We start from the raw sequence: 16,600 nt of genomic DNA on the forward strand, positions 1-16,600 counted from the left end.
AGTTGTTTATAGATTATACTGCTACAAAAATATAGTAAGACATTTTTTGGATTACTCTTTTGGACGAGTTATATGGAATTACGACACCTACGCTATTTTATCACCGTTGCAGAAGAACTTAACTTCAGTAAGGCTGCACTAAAGCTTTATACCGCCCAGCCCTCTTTAAGCCAGCAAATTAAAGACCTGGAAGAAGATGTCGGGGTAAAACTGCTTTATCGTACCAAACGTAAGGTTGAGCTGACTGAAGAAGGTGCCGTATTTCTCGAACAGGCCCGCTTAACCCTGGCACAGGCAGATAAAGCCGTTGCCATGGCACGCCATGTGTCTCAAGCCAAACAGCAAATGCTGCGTATAGGCTTCGTTCCGGTGGCGGAAATGAAAATTTTCCCTTATGTGTTGCCGAATTTGCGCGTGCAAAACCCTGATTTAAAAATTGATTTGCTCAGTTTAAACAACAATGAACAAATGAAGTTGCTGAAAAAAGGCGAGCTCGATATCACCTTTACCCGACACAACTTTAATAGCGATGAAATTGAAAGTTTATTCGTACTGCGCGAGCCATTGATCTTTATTTTGCCAGAAAATCATCCTTTGGCTAAATATGAGCGTATTCCAGTTAAAGAATTGAATGGTATAGATTTTATTATTCCCGCTGCGGAACAGTCTTTAACGCTGCATAATGCCATTATGGATTTTGCCCATGCTAATGGCATTGAATTCAATATTGTGCAAAAAGCCGATAATATCCTGTTTAACATCAACTCTGTAGGGATGGGCCTAGGCTGTACCATTCTGCCGGGTTATGTCGCTCCGCTCACCATGAACAATACCGTGATTCGTGCCTTAGATGTGGAACTGCCCTACCTCGACCTGTATGTGAGTTACCATAAAAACAGCAGTTCTGGGGCAGTGAAAAAATTTATTGAATTACTGACCCATGTGTTTTATCTGAACATTAATCGCGGTTAATTAATTTTTTACACTTTTGCGCTGAATTAAAGCCACCATTATTTTGCTAATAAATAATGGGGCTTTTTTTTATTTCAATTTGTGTATTTTTAAACCCGCTTAGACTTAAGTCTTACTCATTTTTCATATCATCAACACGGCATTAATAGGAAATAACTCATAACTTTTCTTTTAAGGACTTATAATCAATATTTCATCAGCAAAAAATTACAACTTAAGTCTAATAAATTCTTCACAGGCTTTTTAAAATTTACAAAACAAAAACAACCATAAAGGAGATGATAACCATGCAGCTACTGCTCCGTATAAAAACAGGGATTCGGCACCATCTTCATTTCTTCCTGATCTTTCCTTTTATTGCGGTACTTTATGCCGCTTTTCAGTTCATGACCGCATGGAGCTGGTCGACCTGTCTTTTAATGAGCTGGAATCTTGCTGTTTATACTTATTTATTGCTTACCCTCAAAAAACTCTGGCATGTTGACCATGCTCATATCCTGCAACGTGCGGAACAACAGGATGCCAGTAAATGGCTGATTCTTTTTCTGGTGATCCTCACTTTAATTATTTGTTTCATCGCGATTATTATTGAAGTGAATAATTTGCCTAGCAATACTGCGATTCGAACGGGTCATTTAATTTTATCCATGCTGACCATTACTTCAGCCTGGTTCCTGATACATACAATTTTTGCGATTCATTATGCGCATGACTTTTATTTGGCATTAGACCAGAATAATGAAGGTGGACTGGATTTTCCGAAAACCCCTAAGCCGACTTATCCCGACTTTTTATATTTTAGTTATATCGTGGGTACTTCTGCACAAACTGCAGATGTATCCGTTAGCCACTCCAAAATGCGGGTACTAAATACCTTGCACTTGCTTCTGGCTTACGGATTTAACACGACTATTCTGGCCATCATTATCAATGTGGCAGCAAACTTTATTAGCCCCTAAATATATTCATAAAAATATGCTCATAAAAAAGGATGACCGAAGTCATCCTTTTTTATCTTTAACAGCTGTGATTAAACACCACGAGCAGTTAAGTAGTCTTTAATGACAGTATTGAACTCTTCAGCTTTTTCCACTTGAGACCAGTGGCCACATTGGCTGAAAATGTGCGCATCAGCATTCGGTACAGTGTTTAAAATGTCCCAAGTACGTGAAACTGGAATGACCACGTCCTGTACACCGTGAATCAACAATACTGGTACAGTAATGCCTTTCATTTTTTCGAAATCAAGCGGGAATTCGAAACGGTCACGGTCACGTGCGCCCACTACGTCCATCAAACGATTCGATGCATAGTCATTTGCAGCAGAAGCATAACGTACTTTCACCAATTCGTCGGTGATCAGGTCTTTGTTCACCACGAACATAGACAATGTTTTCTTGATGCCTTCTTCAGTCAATACCGGGTTGGCATGCGCTTTAAGTGCTGCAGTCTGTTTAGCACCGCCAGTACCCATAGACACAATACCCAATACACGTTCAGGGTAATCAAGTACCATTTGGAATGCCAACCAGCCGCCCAATGAATTACCAACCAACCAGGTTTTTTCAATGCCAAGTGCATCTAAAGTACGCACCGCATGGTCTACCCAGGCACGGATACCATAAGCAGTATTTGGTGCAACTACAGTTTGACCATAACCAATGGTGTCGATGGCGATACAACGTGCCTGCTCACCAATTTGCGGCAAGTTTAACCACCAGTTTGCCGCAGCAGATACACCAGTACCTGAACCGTGCAAAAACAGAATAGGCGTACCTTCACCCACTTCGTGATAGTGAGTCAACTCACCTTCTGCAGTTTCAATCCATTTGTCTTCTAAGCCAAAGAATGGATCTGTTGTATATTCAGGGATTTGAACAGTGCTCATACATACTCCTCGTACAGTCTTTAGCTTGCGTTTCCATCTTGATTCAGAATTTAACGTCAAGTTGACTCGGTGAAATTTACTTTTTTACCGCCTTATATTACCTGTTCAAACCGGTCAAACTGATACAAATTTACGATCAAATGCTATAAAAAAACGATAATTTAACTATTTGTTTTTAAAAACTTTATTAAAGACAAAACCCTTATTTTTATTAAGGCATTTAATAAAAAAATAGCTTTCTACATAGCAAAAAAAAAGCGACTTATTTAAAGTCGCTTTTTTATTACACCGCTTAATTAGAACTTATAAGTATAAGTCGTTGCTACACGGTACTCTTGCAAGTCTGATTTCCAGTCAAAATCGGTATCAATATACATGGCCTGGAAGCCTAAACCTTTCAGTTTACCCTCTGGTACAGTGTAATTAAGGATCAAATTCAGCTCATCCGATTTCTGATCTTTCAAGGTTCCTGCCTGGGTTTTCACCTCAGCACCTGAACCAGTGAAGTACACTGCCGTAGCATTTAAGCCTTTGGCACCCAATCCAGAGAAGTCATAAACATAGGTGAAGCCCCATGATTTTTCATTGGTATTGGTAAAGGTTGCGACACCCCAGTTCACCAGGTAAGGTTGTGGTACCCAGCCCCCCAATGTTGGGAACGGAGAATCACCAAACATTTGCTGGTAGCCCAAACCAACAGTATGTGCGCCATAATTGACTTTAGCACCTACAGACAACGCCTGGTTATCAATATCACCATACAACTTGTCGCCTGACTCCGAATTATCAAAGTAACGGATATGGCTGTCTAACTTGGCTTTTTCACCCAGCTTGGTTTTGTAACTGGTACCGATATAATGCTGCTGGTAAATATCTTCAACATCTGCATACCAATAGCTGCCGCCAATTTCCGGAGTAAACTGGTGATCAACACCCGCAATCAACATTCCATCAGAAGCTTCACCATTATCGTAATACTTTTTACCCTTAGCAGGTGCAAACAAGGTTAAGTCACGGAACTGGTTGTCATAACGGTTATTGATCTTATCAATATAAGCCACAGTCAGTTTGGTGTCTTTAATCTCTTTAGACTCTAACCATGCACCGCTATAAGTCGTCAATAACTGACGTGATGGATCAAATACCAGTACTGGAGATACTGGTAATAACTCACCGACTTTTAATTCAGTTTGTGAAACTTTGGCTTTTAAGGTTGCCCCTACTTTACCAAAATTATCTTTCGACTCTTGACCATCATGTGGCAAAACCCAGTCCGGATTTTTATCACGGCCATTCAATTTAAATGCGTGCTGCACCAAAAGGTCTGCACCCACTTGAATACCGCCACCGATGTCCTGATAACCTGATTTGGCATCTAGTGTGATGCCTTGAGACCAAGAACCCCAGTTGTTTTGCGGAAGATCCGCATACTGACGGTCTAAATAAAAGTTTTTAAATTTTAATTGGACATTACTGTCGTCAACAAAATCTGCATTCGATGCAGTTGTTCCTAAAGTTGCTGTCGCAGCAAGCATTGCTATCCATAAGTTTTGACGACGCATGGCTGAATTCCCTAGTAATCAAATTAAGCTATGGCGCCATCATGCTAAACAATCACAAAAAACGAAATCCGACCAGAGTATTAAGATTTATTGCCTTTATGGCTATTTCTGCTTGTTTTTATTTTAAAGACTCAGGTCACGTTAAGAACTTTAAACAATAAGTCATTTTATCTTCCTTTCATTTCATTTTTGTTAAACCTTTGTTTCAGTGTTTATTTTAAAAGAATTTAGGCTTTTTGAGCGCAAAAAAAAATTGATTAATCGCTTTTAAGTTTAACCCAGAACTAAAGCCACTTAAATAATTGATTATATTAATATAACCATCCTATGATATGATATTTTTTATCTATAAACTCAAGTGTAAAATCAAGGTCTAGCCATAAAAAAAAGCGCCCTTTCGGACGCTTTTTCGTTTCAACTTAAAACAGATTAAGCATTGGCTTCTTTGGCTTTAGACATGGTCAATGCCAAATCTTCAATCATGTCTTCCTGACCACCTACAGTACCACGGCGACCCAGTTCCATCAGGATTTCACGCGCAGACACGCCATATTTCGCTTCAGCACGTTTCGCAAATAACAGGAACGAAGAATAAACACCGGCATAACCTAAAGTTGCTGCATCACGGTCAGCACGGATCTGATGTGTCATCATTGGAATGATTAAATCTTCGGCAACATCTTGAACTTTAAACAAGTCCACACCTGTTTCCATTTGCATACGGTTGGCAACCGCAACAAACAATTCAAGTGGAGTATTACCTGCACCTGCACCCAGACCGGCAGAAGCTAAATCGACACGCGTTGCACCAGCTTGAACCGCTGAAACAGAGTTCGCAACACCCATACCCAGGTTATGGTGACCATGGAAACCGATTTCGATTTCTGAAGCCAAGTTGGCACGTAAAATACCTACACGGTCAGTCACGTCTTGAGGCAACATATAACCAGCAGAGTCAGTTACATAAATACAGTTTGCACCGTATGACACCATTTTATTGGCTTCTTCCAAAAGTTTTTCAGGAGTTGCCATGTGCGCCATCATCAAGAAGCCCACAGTGTCCATACCAAGTTTACGTGCAGCAGTAATGTGCTGTTCAGAAACGTCAGCTTCAGTTGAGTGAGTTGCAACACGAATGGTTGCTACACCAACATCATGTGCCATTTTCAAATGGTCAACCGTACCAATACCAGGCAATAGAAGTGCAGATACTTTGGCCTGTTTCAGGTTTGGAATTACCGCTTTTAGGTATTCTTCATCGGTTGCTGCTGCAAAACCGTAGTTCACAGAGTTACCGCCTAAGCCGTCACCATGTGTTACTTCGATTAAAGGTACACCTGCATCATCCAAAGCAGTTGCAATGGCAACCATTTGTTCAGGTGTAGTTTGATGGCGCATAGGATGCATACCATCACGTAAAGTCATATCATTAATAATAATCTTAGACATTTTGGTATTCCTTAAGCTTCAGCAGTGTTTAATACGCGTTCTGCAAACATTTCTGCAGTACGTGCAGCCGCTGCAGTCATAATGTCGAGGTTACCGGCATATTTAGGCAGGTAATCACCCAGGCCTTCAACTTCCAGGAAGATGGATACACGGTTTCCGTCAAATACAGGACCATTGACCAGTTTGTAACCTGGAACGTATTTTTGAACTTCTTTGATCATCGCATGCACTGATTCAGTGATTGCAGCCTGATCTGGCTCGCCTTCAACTAGGCAGTGAACCGTGTCACGCATCATCAATGGTGGCTCAGCTGGGTTAATAATGATGATCGCTTTACCCGCTTTTGCACCACCGACTTTTTCAATCGCACCGGCAGTGGTACGGGTAAATTCGTCAATGTTTTTACGTGTACCTGGACCTACAGATTTAGTCGATACAGTGGCAATGATTTCACCATATTCAACCGGTTGAACACGTGAGATTGCGGCAACCATAGGAATAGTCGCCTGACCGCCACAAGTCACCATGTTCACGTTTGGTAATTCACCCTCTTCAAGCAAAGCTTCAAGATTTACCGGTGGTACGCAGTAAGGACCTATTGCCGCTGGGGTTAAGTCAATCATCAACACGCCAAGTTCGTTTAACTTACGGCTGTTTTCTGCGTGAACGTATGCAGAAGTTGCATCGAATGCAATTTTGATTTCGTCAGCTTCAACGTGTGGCAATAAACCGTCCACGCCTTCAGCCGTGGTTTTTAAACCCATTTTCGCAGCACGTGCCAAACCTTCAGAAGTCGGGTCAATACCCACCATCCAAACTGGCTCTAAAAATTCACTGCGTTGTAATTTATACAGCAAGTCAGTACCAATATTACCTGGACCGATCAATGCACATTTAATCTTTTTCATGAACAATTTCTCTTAAAAACGCTCTTAAAATCTGGACTTATTCAGCAGCGAATGCAGCAGTTACAGAACCAAAACCTTCAATTTCAACCTGGAATTCGTCACCCGGGTTGGCTACAACCATAGGACCCAGCGCACCGGTTAAAATGATGTCACCGGCAAGCAGCGGACGGCCACGGCGTACCATTTCATCCGCCAGCCAAACAGCGGCATTTAATGGATTAGCAAGACAGGCTTTACCCACACCAGTCGATACCACTTCGCCAGCACGGGTCATAGTCATTTTGCAGTTCACAAGATCAAGATTTTCCAGTTTCACAGGACGTGAACCCAGAACATAAGCCGCAGAAGATGCGTTATCTGCAACAGTATCGATCAATGAAATTTTCCAGTTTTCGATACGGCTATCGACCACTTCTACAGCAGGCAGTGCATATTCAGTTGCACTGATAATGTCTGCATAAGTGTGTTTTTCTTGAGTTAAATCTTTATTGATGATTAACGCGATTTCCGCTTCAACTTTCGGTTGAATCAACAGACCCGCAGGAATGGCTTCGCCATCACCATAAGCCATGTCAGCAAACAACATACCGAAGTCCGGTTGGTCTACGCCCAGCTGCGCTTGCACAACTTTAGAGGTTAAACCGATTTTACGACCGGTTAAACGGCGGCCTTCAGCCTCTGCACGTTTGGTATTTACTTCCTGAACTGCGTATGCAATATCCACATCAGCACTTTCACCGCCAAGTTGCGGGCGAACAGGTGCGATCGCAGTTTTTGATAATTCAGCGTCACGTAATGCTTGCGCAACTGATTCAACAACAGCAGAATTCGACATCAATGTTTCCTTAAACTGCAAAAATTGGACTTATACCGTTATCGATGGAAATGGAATGAACAACGAGAAAAAATCTGTGAACTGATCAAAGCCATCAGCAAAGGGGTGCTGCCCATCTTGGCAAACGCGTATATATAAACAGTTTTAGAATCGGAAAATTGCGCTTTTTATGCCAATACTTATTTTATTTATGACAATAGCTAATTCCTATAAATTAACTTGGTTTTATTTTTAAAAAACAGGCATATGAACAAAATATTAAAAAATGCTTTCTTGCATCTGCTGCGAGGTAAATTGCCAGATTCATAAAACAACCATCAATCTACGACTAAAAGACTAGATACTTTGCCTGTTTTTAGTACAAACCTTTTTTTATTAAATCATGAGTTCTAAAAAGACCAATTAAAAATCAATATCTTATATTTTAATTATCAATCAGTTTTATCTTCAGCTCATATGCGGCCGATTAACTTCGCAGTCCACAATTCTGTTCCATCGCGGTACTTTTTCGATATCAAGGTGGATCTGCATACATGCCAATAGAGCCTTATGGCAGTTAAACTTTTGAGTACCAGACATCAGCAGATCAAATGAAATAAAGATAAAAAAAGAGGATTTAAAATCCTCCTATTTTAACCCATCATCCTGGAATTAAACCGCCTGTTTTAAATTCACATGCTTTAATAAAAGCTGATGCAAATCGGCAACATCCTCTGCAATGGCTAGCGGATTATAGTGGGCAAGGACTTCAGGCGTATGCACACCATAACTTACCCCTATACGCGGCATGGCAATATTTTGTGCCATTTCCAGATCATAAGAGGTATCACCCACCATAATGGCATTTTCAACACTGATGCCCGTGACCTGTAAAATTTCAGTCAACATTAAAGGATCAGGTTTGGATTTGGTTTCACTGGCTGCACGGGTCACATCAAACAGGTCATCACTGGCTGTTTGATGAAGTACACGGTCTAAACCTTTACGGCTTTTTCCTGTCGCCACAGCAAGTTTCACCTCTTGTGCCTTTAGATCCTGCAACATAACCGAAACCCCTTCAAACCAGGCATCTCCTTTGGAGTTTTCCACATAGTGAGTGGCATAGCACTGCAAAATCTCATGATGTAATTCAGGCACTTCAGGAAACAAGACTTGCGCCACTTCCGGTAAACCCAGACCAATAATGCTTTTTGCAGCAGCTTCTGTCAGCGGCTGCTCGAACTGCTGTGCCGCAAACTGTAGGCTCGCAACAATCTGACCGACTGAATTAAATAGCGTTCCATCCCAGTCAAAAATGATGAGTTCTACAGGTGTGTTCATGTTTGAGTTCCAATATTTGGTTCAGTTTTTTAATTTACTTCACTCTTATTTTTTCAAAGAAGAGCTTTATTTCGAATTCATATAATTTTTGAATTAACGAAATATTCCCTCTCCTTCCAGGAGATGAGGAATATATTCCGCAAGGGAGAGGTTAAAGTAATTCATAACCACGGTTAGCCTCAATAACTGACTTTTTCCGTGTAGGTATTACTTACTTTTCAAGGATGAAAAGTAACAAAAATCCTTTGTTACTCTGATGGAACATCCCTGTACCACAGAGTAACGGCGACATCCATGTCGCCTTTCGCTTAACTCTCTACATATTAAATTCGAATCTCTCCTAACCCCTCTTTCTTAAAGAGGAGAATTTCCAATTACAAGAAATTAGAGATCAATCAAGAAGACTCTTTATCTTTCTTCTGCGCTCTTAACTGCGCCACCAAACTCTGCATATCTTCAGGTAATGGCGCTTCAATGGTCGGATAACCCGGAATTTCCAGTCGCATCGCATGCAAACACAAACGACGTGGCTTCGGCCCGTTATATTCGGTTTCATGACCATATTTTTCATCACCAATTAAAGGGTGACCAATACTTAAACCATGGACACGAATCTGATGGGTACGACCAGAAAGTGGTGAAGCATACACCAGTGTGCCATGCATGAAACGCTCTGCCACATTCCATTGAGTTTTACTGTCTTTACCCTCTTTAGACACACGAACCCGGCGCTCGCCATTGGCCAGCTCATAGCGATGCAAAGGTGCATCAATTAGCTGTTTATCCAGACTGACCTGCCCTTTAACAATTGCAGCATAGGTCTTTTTAATTTTGTGTTCACGCAGTAAATCTTGCAGTGTTTTTAAGGTGCTGCGTTTTTTACTGATCATCACCAGGCCAGAAGTGTCACGGTCAATACGGTGAATCAGTTCCAGATATTTCTTGCCGGTTGCAGCACGCAGACCTTCAATCAAGCCATAAGCCACACCACTGCCGCCATGCACGGCAATCCCTGAAGGTTTGTTTATCACCATCAGGCCTTCATCTTCATACACCACTCGACTGAGCAGGCTTTGAGCCACTTTATCCGATACTGGTGCCGCCGTTTCATCTTTTTGCTCATAACGAATCGGCGCAACGCGAATCTGGTCACCAATATTTAGCTTGGTTTCTGCCTTGATGCGCTTTTTATTGACCCGAACCTGTCCTTCACGGATTAAACGATAAATCCGACTTTTAGGCACACCTTTCAGTCTGGAAAATAAAAAATTATCGATACGTTGACCTAATTGATGCTCGTCCACTTCAAACCAGGTGACACTTTGCCATTCTTGCGTAGAATTCATACAGTTACGATGACCCAAAAAATACTAAAATTGATTAAAAACTGATCACTTAGGCTATGCTTTACACAAGAAACATAAGCTTAGCCCATAGGCAGATGATGCAAGGTTTGATATAGTCAGCGCACGGATACCACCGTTAGTGTGAAAAAATTTAATTCCTTCAATATTTTTGAAGCTCAAAATTAAATTTCACAATTCACATTAAACACGGAAAGGTCCCTAAAGAATATGCCGACGCCGAAGGCTTATTATATCGGCAAAAAAGCAAACTGTTGCGTTTAATTGTACTTCGTACATAAATCAGTTTGCCCTAAAAAATATGTCGCCAACGTTAAGTTGGTTTTTAAACGTAAACTGATACACATCAGATTAGTCGCACCCTGAAGTTGTATTCAGGCTATAACGTTGATGCATTGGATCTGCACATAAAGCAACGATACGATGATAATTCCGTATCAAGACGCCCGATCATGAATTAATGAAGGGACGGTCTTCAAGCTACGTGACAGTGAAAGTTACTCACATCTAATGCACCGTTAGACCGCCAGTGAATCGTTCAGGTGACTTTAATCGTTTATAAGATTGAAGCCGTATTGCCATCTTCAATACGTGAATCAAAAACCGAAGCCCAAAAAAAGGCCGGTAAAAAAGCTCAGACCACAATTGCGTCATTTTGAGATCTGGGTGTTGATCCGTAATGTGTGATGTTCGCTACGTGTATAGCGATGTTTTGGTGTGTATCACTATTAGGTGTTACACCCATGAAACGTATGTTGATTAATGCAACACATGCCGAAGAGATTCGCGTTGCACTTGTCACTGGTCAGCGTCTTTACGATTTCGATCTAGAAAATCGTACCCGTGAACAAAAAAAATCCAATATCTATAAAGGTCACGTGACTCGCGTTGAACCTTCTTTAGAAGCTGTTTTTGTAGAGTATGGTGCAGGCCGTCAGGGCTTCCTGTCTATGCGTGAAATCGCAAACTCTTACTACAAGGCAGATCCTCGCCAAACTTCAAATATCCGCGAATTGATCACTGAAGGTACCGAACTTTTAGTACAAGTGGAAAAAGAAGAGCGTGGCAATAAAGGCGCTGCCCTGTCTACATTTATTTCGCTTGCTGGCCGTTATTTGGTGCTTATGCCAAATAATCCGAAAGGTGGCGGTATCAGCCGTCAAATTTCCGGTTCAGTTCGTGACGAATTGAAAGAAATGTTGGCCTCACTGAATATTCCTCGTGGCATGAGTGTGATTGTTCGTACTGCGGGTATTGGTCGCTCTCAAGAAGAATTGCAACTTGATTTGCAACACTTAATGGACCTTTGGGCACAAATCCAAAACACGGCTGGTTCTGGTCCATCACCAATGCTGGTACATCAAGAAGCCGGTGTGGTAACACGTGCAATTCGTGATTACTTACGTGATGATGTTGCAGAAATCCTGATTGACTCTGAACAAGCCTATAACGAAGCGTATAACTTCGTGAAAGCGGTTATGCCACGTCAAATCGACAAGTTAAAAACCTATACTTTAAATGAGCCTTTATTTGCTCATTTCGGTATTGAAAGTCAAATCCAGACTGCCTATGAACGTGAAGTAAAACTTCCTTCTGGCGGTTCAATCGTGATTGACCAGACTGAAGCTTTGGTGTCTATCGACATTAACTCGGCTAAATCGACTCGTGGTCACGACGTTGAAGACACCGCCTTAAATACCAACCTGGAAGCAGCCGAAGAAATTGCACGTCAACTGCGTTTACGTGATATCGGTGGCCTGGTGGTAATCGACTTCATCGACATGACCAAAGACCGCAACCAGCGCATGGTTGAAGCCAAACTTCGTGAAGCGACCCAAAGCGACCGCGCCCGTATCCAATTCGGTCAATTGTCCCGTTTTGGTTTAATGGAAATGAGCCGTCAACGCTTACGCCCATCGCTTGAAGAAGCAACCGGTTACGTATGCCCACGCTGTCATGGTACAGGTATGGTGCGTGATTTACGTTCTCTTTCCCTTTCGATCATGCGTAAAGTGGAAGAAATTGCACTGCGCGAACGTCATGGTGAAGTTCAGGTCGAAGTTCCGGTTGAAATCGCAGCATTCATGTTGAATGAAAAGCGTCATACTTTGGTGTATTTAGAACAAACTTCAAATGTCCGTGTAACCGTGTTGCCACATCCGCACCTGGAAACACCGCATTACGAAATCACTTATAATGCTGAAGGTTTTGCACCAACCAGCTATGAACGTACCGAAGCAACACGTTCAAGCGAAAAAGAGTTGGGTTATGAATCTTCTGAATGGCATTTGGAAGGTGAGCAACAAGCTCAAGCTGCTGCGCAGGCACCTGCTCAGCAACAGGCTAAAAACCAAAACAACAAGCCACAACGTCGTCCACAACAAGTAGCTCAAGAAGTACAGCAATCACAACCAGCTCAAGTTGCGCCTGCTGCTCAAGCTTCATCCAGCCCATGTGCATGGCTAGAAAACCTGTTTGTGCAAAAGCAAGCTAAAACAGTTGATCAAGCACGTACTGCAAACAATGCTGCTGCTGCCATTGAACAAATGGTCAATGGTGGTGCGGTCAGCCGTGGTCAATTCGGTCAGGTTGTAACATCTGCGCCTACTCAGAGCGCACCCCCGGTTGCCACTGCAAACAACAATGCTTACTTATCGCCAACTGCGCCTGTAACACAAAAACAGGAACAGCATGAAGTTGCAGATAAATATTCTGATAAAGAAGAAAAATCGCAACGTCACAACAAAAAGCGTAATAAGCCTAAAGAGCAACGGGAACAAACTCAGCACGACAATCAGCAAAACCAAGTGCATGAAGAAATTGTTCAGGTTTCTCGTCATGAGCAGCGCCAAGAGCAACGTCCCGAACAGCGCCAGGATTCACGTGAAAACAAGCGCCCGACTCGACGTCAACACGCTGAACAGCAAAACACTGATCAACAAGCAGAGCAAAATGCTGTGCCACGTCGTGACCGTCGTAACCAGCAACGTCCTGAACGCCCAAATCGCCACCGCGATCAAAGCGTATTGAACGAACAGCCAGCACAACAAGCTGCACCTGCTGCAGTAGTGAATGAACAGCAACCTAAAGTCGAAGTGATTGATACACCTCGCCAGGATGTTCTTCCAACAGCATTGGTGATCAATATCGATCAGGCAAAAAGTGAAATTGTTGCATTAAATTCAACTCCTGTAGTTGAAGCGCCAATTGCACAATCTGCACCTGAAGCTGTTGAAGCCCCAGCACCTGTTACTGAGAAACCAGTGGTCGCGAAGGAAGAAAAAACTGCTGCTGCAACTGAAACTCATGAGCCGCAAAAACCACGTTCTGCAGAAAAACGTGCCAGCAACGATCCGCGTATGCATCGTCGCCAAAAACGTGAAGCTCAGGCAAAACAAGCTCAGGCACCAAAGTTAAGCCCTTCTCAGGTTCCAACTTTGGGTCAATACACGGTGGGCAGCCTCATTCGCCATGTATATGGTGAAGATTGTTCAGTATTGATTGAACAGTTTGGTTTAATTCCAACCTTCAACCGTGCCTTGGTAAAATTTACCGAGCAATATGCCGAGACCATCAGCCAACAGGCAACTGAAGCGCAAGCACCAGTACAGCCTGTGACTCGTGATGTGGCATTAACCAAAGCAGCACCTGAAGCAGAACCCGCACCCGTGCTGGACTTAACGCCGCCAACACCGGTATCTGACAAGCGTGTGGCAAATGATCCACGTGAACGTCGCCGTTTGGCAAAACAGGCTGCAGAACAAGCTTTAGAGCAAGCAAAGCAGGCACATAGCGAACCTGAAGTGACTCCTGCGGAAGCTGTTCCAGCCGAAGTTACTCCTGTCATAGAAGCCGAAACAGTGACAGCCGAAGTGGCTGAGCCTGTAGTGACTGAAGCGGTTGCTGAAACTGCTGCAGAAACAATAGCTGCTCCAGTAGAAACTGAACAGGCAGCAAAACCGGTACAAGCTGAATTGGCGGTAGAAGCTGCTCAGGATGTACCAACTGAGCTTGAGCCTAAAGCAGAAGCTGAAAAAACCGAAGGTGAAGACGCTGACAAACCTGTCCGTCCTCGTCGCCCTCGCGGTCGTCCACCAAAGAAAGCAACGCCTGCAAATGAGTCATAATTAGTCACATAATTAGCTCTAATGCAGCGAAATAAAAAAACCTAGTCATTCCGGTGACTAGGTTTTTTTTGATACTTTTATCGGATTAGGTTGATTGCACTAGATTGAAACGGCTAAAAGACAAGAGTACAAATGACTGCTAGCGTATTGCGAACAAATAAACTGTATTGGATTACGAAAAATAAATAGGATTCATATGAACCATACCACACCGAGCGATCTTATTGGTATTGCGGATGTCGCAGCAAAATTACCTAAATTTATGAGCAAAGTCCCTCACCTGTTGAGTGGTCTCAAACAAGCCTATTTGCGTACCTCCAATACTCCTGCAGGCTTAGGGATTGCCTTTGAAAAAGCGGTAAAACGCAATCCGCACGGCATGGCTTTATTATTTGAAGACCAGAAATTCAGCTATCAAGAACTGAATGCATGGGCCAACCAGATTGGACACTTTTATCTATCCATCGGTGCCTGCAGAGGTGATGTGATTGCGGTGATGGTGGAAAACCGTCCTGAACTGGTGGCCACAGTTATTGCCCTGGCAAAAATTGGGGTGACAGCTGCATTAGTCAATACCTCACAAACAGGTAAAGCCCTGACCCACAGTATCAATCTGGTTAAACCAATTGCCATCATTGTCGGTGAAGAATGCCGTAATGCTGTTGAAGAAGTCCGTCAGGATTTACAGCTCCAAGCAGACCGTTTTCATTGGTTCGCCGATCAAGCCACACAAAAGGATGCAGGCAAAACCCCTCAAGCCTGGGCCAATCTTGCAGAAAAAGTGGATCAATTTCCCAAATTCAACACCCCAACCACAAACACTATTCAAGGTAAAGATGGTCTATTTTACATCTACACCTCGGGCACTACGGGCCTGCCTAAAGCGGTTATTTTCACGCATAGCCGCTGGACACTGGCCTATGGTACCTATGGACATGTGCTGGATTTAAAATCTGATGATGTGATGTACTGCACCCTGCCACTGTATCATGCCACCGGTATTGTGGTGTGCTGGTGTGGCGTGATTGCCGGCAGTGCCACTTTGGCATTGCGTCGTAAATATTCGACCTCTTCCTTCTGGAAAGATGTGCAAAAATTTGATGCTTCTGCCATCGGTTATGTCGGTGAACTCTGCCGTTACTTAATGGATGCCCCGGTGTCTGAACTGGAAAAAGGCCACCGTGTCACCAAAATGATTGGTAATGGCATGCGCCCGAATATCTGGGACAAATTCAAAGAGCGCTTTGGCATTGAAGAAGTGCTGGAGCTGTATGCGTCCAGTGAAGGTAATGTCGGTTTTAGTAACGTGTTTAACTTTGACAACACGGTTGGCTTCTCTCCAACGCCTTATGCCATTATTGAATTTGATAAAGAAAACAATCAGCCCGTGAAAGATGACAAAGGCTGGTGTAAAAAGGTGAAAAAAGGCGAAGTCGGCTTACTGGTAGGTAAAATTACCCGCCGCTCCCCTTTTGATGGCTATACCGATCCGGAAAAAAACAAAGCCGTAATTATGAAAGATGTGTTTAAACATGGCGATGCATTCTTTAATACCGGTGATCTGGTACGCGATATCGGTTTCCGTCATGCCCAGTTCGTAGACCGTCTGGGTGATACTTTCCGCTGGAAAGGCGAAAATGTTTCTACCAGCGAAGTTGAAAATGCGGTCAGTGAATATGAAAAAATTGCTGAAGCGGTGGTTTATGGGGTGGAAATTCCGCATACCAATGGTCGTGCCGGTATGGCAGCCATCACCTTGAGCGATGGCGCAGAATTAACTGCACAAGACTTAAAGCAAATGGCAAGCGAGTTTAAAAAATGTTTGCCGGCTTATGCTGTTCCGGTATTTTTACGCATTCAAGCTCAGGTCGAAACTACGGGTACTTTTAAATATCAAAAGAACAAGCTCAAAGAACAGGCTTTTGATCCTAACAAGACCGATGAACGTCTGCTGGTTTTACTCCCGAATGCCAGCGAATATTGTGATTTAACCGCGGAAATATTCAGCAATATTCAAGCCTATAAATACCGTTTCTAATTTCTGAACAGGTGTTTTTTAACAAGATTAAGCAAATTTGTTGTATTTATAATCAAACATCAACAAGTTTGCTAATTTTTACTTGCGCTCGTTTGATATCTTGCTACAATACGCTCCATCAAAACAAAGTGGTGTTT

Annotated in this window: 11 protein-coding genes; 4 read left to right on the forward strand and 7 right to left on the reverse strand. The window is 42.7% G+C overall.

The genetic code is table 11. The annotated features are described in order from the left end of the window. The first annotated feature begins 72 nt into the window (after nt 1-72). Both hcaR and WAE57_RS11010 read left to right on the forward strand, forming a co-directional pair. Nucleotides 73-972, forward strand: a complete 900-nt coding sequence (hcaR, locus tag WAE57_RS11005) for a DNA-binding transcriptional regulator HcaR (protein ID WP_337710659.1) — start codon at nt 73-75, stop codon at nt 970-972. A 287-nt stretch (nt 973-1,259) separates the two neighbouring features. Continuing rightward, nucleotides 1,260-1,931, forward strand: coding sequence for a DUF1345 domain-containing protein (locus WAE57_RS11010; protein WP_237787782.1), 672 nt, complete (start codon nt 1,260-1,262; stop codon nt 1,929-1,931). A 71-nt stretch (nt 1,932-2,002) separates the two neighbouring features. Here WAE57_RS11010 and WAE57_RS11015 read toward each other — a convergent pair whose 3' ends face one another. The 7 genes from WAE57_RS11015 to WAE57_RS11045 form a co-directional block, all read right to left on the reverse strand. After that, complete coding sequence (locus WAE57_RS11015; protein ID WP_337710660.1) at nt 2,003-2,860, reverse strand: alpha/beta hydrolase; 858 nt, start codon at nt 2,858-2,860, stop codon at nt 2,003-2,005. A 296-nt stretch (nt 2,861-3,156) separates the two neighbouring features. After that, complete coding sequence (locus tag WAE57_RS11020; protein WP_337710661.1) at nt 3,157-4,422, reverse strand: OprD family outer membrane porin; 1,266 nt, start codon at nt 4,420-4,422, stop codon at nt 3,157-3,159. A 429-nt stretch (nt 4,423-4,851) separates the two neighbouring features. Then, nucleotides 4,852-5,871: a 4-hydroxy-2-oxovalerate aldolase gene (gene dmpG, locus WAE57_RS11025; protein ID WP_086174034.1), complete on the reverse strand. Its 1,020-nt coding sequence runs from the start codon at nt 5,869-5,871 to the stop codon at nt 4,852-4,854. A gap of 11 nt (nt 5,872-5,882) precedes the next feature. Continuing rightward, nucleotides 5,883-6,779, reverse strand: coding sequence for an acetaldehyde dehydrogenase (acetylating) (locus WAE57_RS11030; protein ID WP_337710662.1), 897 nt, complete (start codon nt 6,777-6,779; stop codon nt 5,883-5,885). Between the two features lie 37 nt (nt 6,780-6,816). Further along, nucleotides 6,817-7,614, reverse strand: a complete 798-nt coding sequence (locus WAE57_RS11035; protein ID WP_337710663.1) for a fumarylacetoacetate hydrolase family protein — start codon at nt 7,612-7,614, stop codon at nt 6,817-6,819. Nucleotides 7,615-8,265: 651 nt separating this feature from the next. Next, a complete protein-coding gene (locus WAE57_RS11040) occupies nt 8,266-8,934 on the reverse strand; it encodes an HAD-IA family hydrolase (RefSeq protein WP_086174037.1) in 669 nt (222 codons plus the stop codon). 395 nt (nt 8,935-9,329) lie between these two features. After that, nucleotides 9,330-10,280 (reverse strand): RluA family pseudouridine synthase, encoded by a 951-nt coding sequence (locus tag WAE57_RS11045; RefSeq protein WP_086174038.1) that lies wholly within the window; start codon nt 10,278-10,280, stop codon nt 9,330-9,332. 761 nt (nt 10,281-11,041) lie between these two features. On the opposite strand from WAE57_RS11045, the gene WAE57_RS11050 reads away from it, so the two are divergent. Together WAE57_RS11050 and WAE57_RS11055 are read left to right on the forward strand one after the other, a co-directional pair. Continuing rightward, complete coding sequence (locus WAE57_RS11050) at nt 11,042-14,425, forward strand: Rne/Rng family ribonuclease (RefSeq protein WP_337710664.1); 3,384 nt, start codon at nt 11,042-11,044, stop codon at nt 14,423-14,425. 196 nt (nt 14,426-14,621) lie between these two features. Continuing rightward, nucleotides 14,622-16,463: a long-chain-acyl-CoA synthetase gene (locus WAE57_RS11055; RefSeq protein ID WP_337710665.1), complete on the forward strand. Its 1,842-nt coding sequence runs from the start codon at nt 14,622-14,624 to the stop codon at nt 16,461-16,463. The last annotated feature ends 137 nt before the right edge of the window (nt 16,464-16,600 follow it).

The sequence above is a fragment of the Acinetobacter sp. NS-4 genome (genome assembly GCF_037402435.1).
In the GTDB taxonomy this organism is placed as follows: domain Bacteria; phylum Pseudomonadota; class Gammaproteobacteria; order Pseudomonadales; family Moraxellaceae; genus Acinetobacter.

Coding starts and splice junctions, on each gene's coding strand:
- WAE57_RS11020 (WP_337710661.1), bottom strand. CDS start 4,422: ATGCGTCGTCAAAACTTATGGATAGCAATGCTTGCTGCGACAGCAACT.
- WAE57_RS11050 (WP_337710664.1), top strand. CDS start 11,042: ATGAAACGTATGTTGATTAATGCAACACATGCCGAAGAGATTCGCGTT.
- WAE57_RS11030 (WP_337710662.1), bottom strand. CDS start 6,779: ATGAAAAAGATTAAATGTGCATTGATCGGTCCAGGTAATATTGGTACT.
- WAE57_RS11040 (WP_086174037.1), bottom strand. CDS start 8,934: ATGAACACACCTGTAGAACTCATCATTTTTGACTGGGATGGAACGCTA.
- WAE57_RS11045 (WP_086174038.1), bottom strand. CDS start 10,280: ATGAATTCTACGCAAGAATGGCAAAGTGTCACCTGGTTTGAAGTGGAC.
- WAE57_RS11015 (WP_337710660.1), bottom strand. CDS start 2,860: ATGAGCACTGTTCAAATCCCTGAATATACAACAGATCCATTCTTTGGC.
- dmpG (WP_086174034.1), bottom strand. CDS start 5,871: ATGTCTAAGATTATTATTAATGATATGACTTTACGTGATGGTATGCAT.
- WAE57_RS11055 (WP_337710665.1), top strand. CDS start 14,622: ATGAACCATACCACACCGAGCGATCTTATTGGTATTGCGGATGTCGCA.
- WAE57_RS11010 (WP_237787782.1), top strand. CDS start 1,260: ATGCAGCTACTGCTCCGTATAAAAACAGGGATTCGGCACCATCTTCAT.
- WAE57_RS11035 (WP_337710663.1), bottom strand. CDS start 7,614: ATGTCGAATTCTGCTGTTGTTGAATCAGTTGCGCAAGCATTACGTGAC.
- hcaR (WP_337710659.1), top strand. CDS start 73: ATGGAATTACGACACCTACGCTATTTTATCACCGTTGCAGAAGAACTT.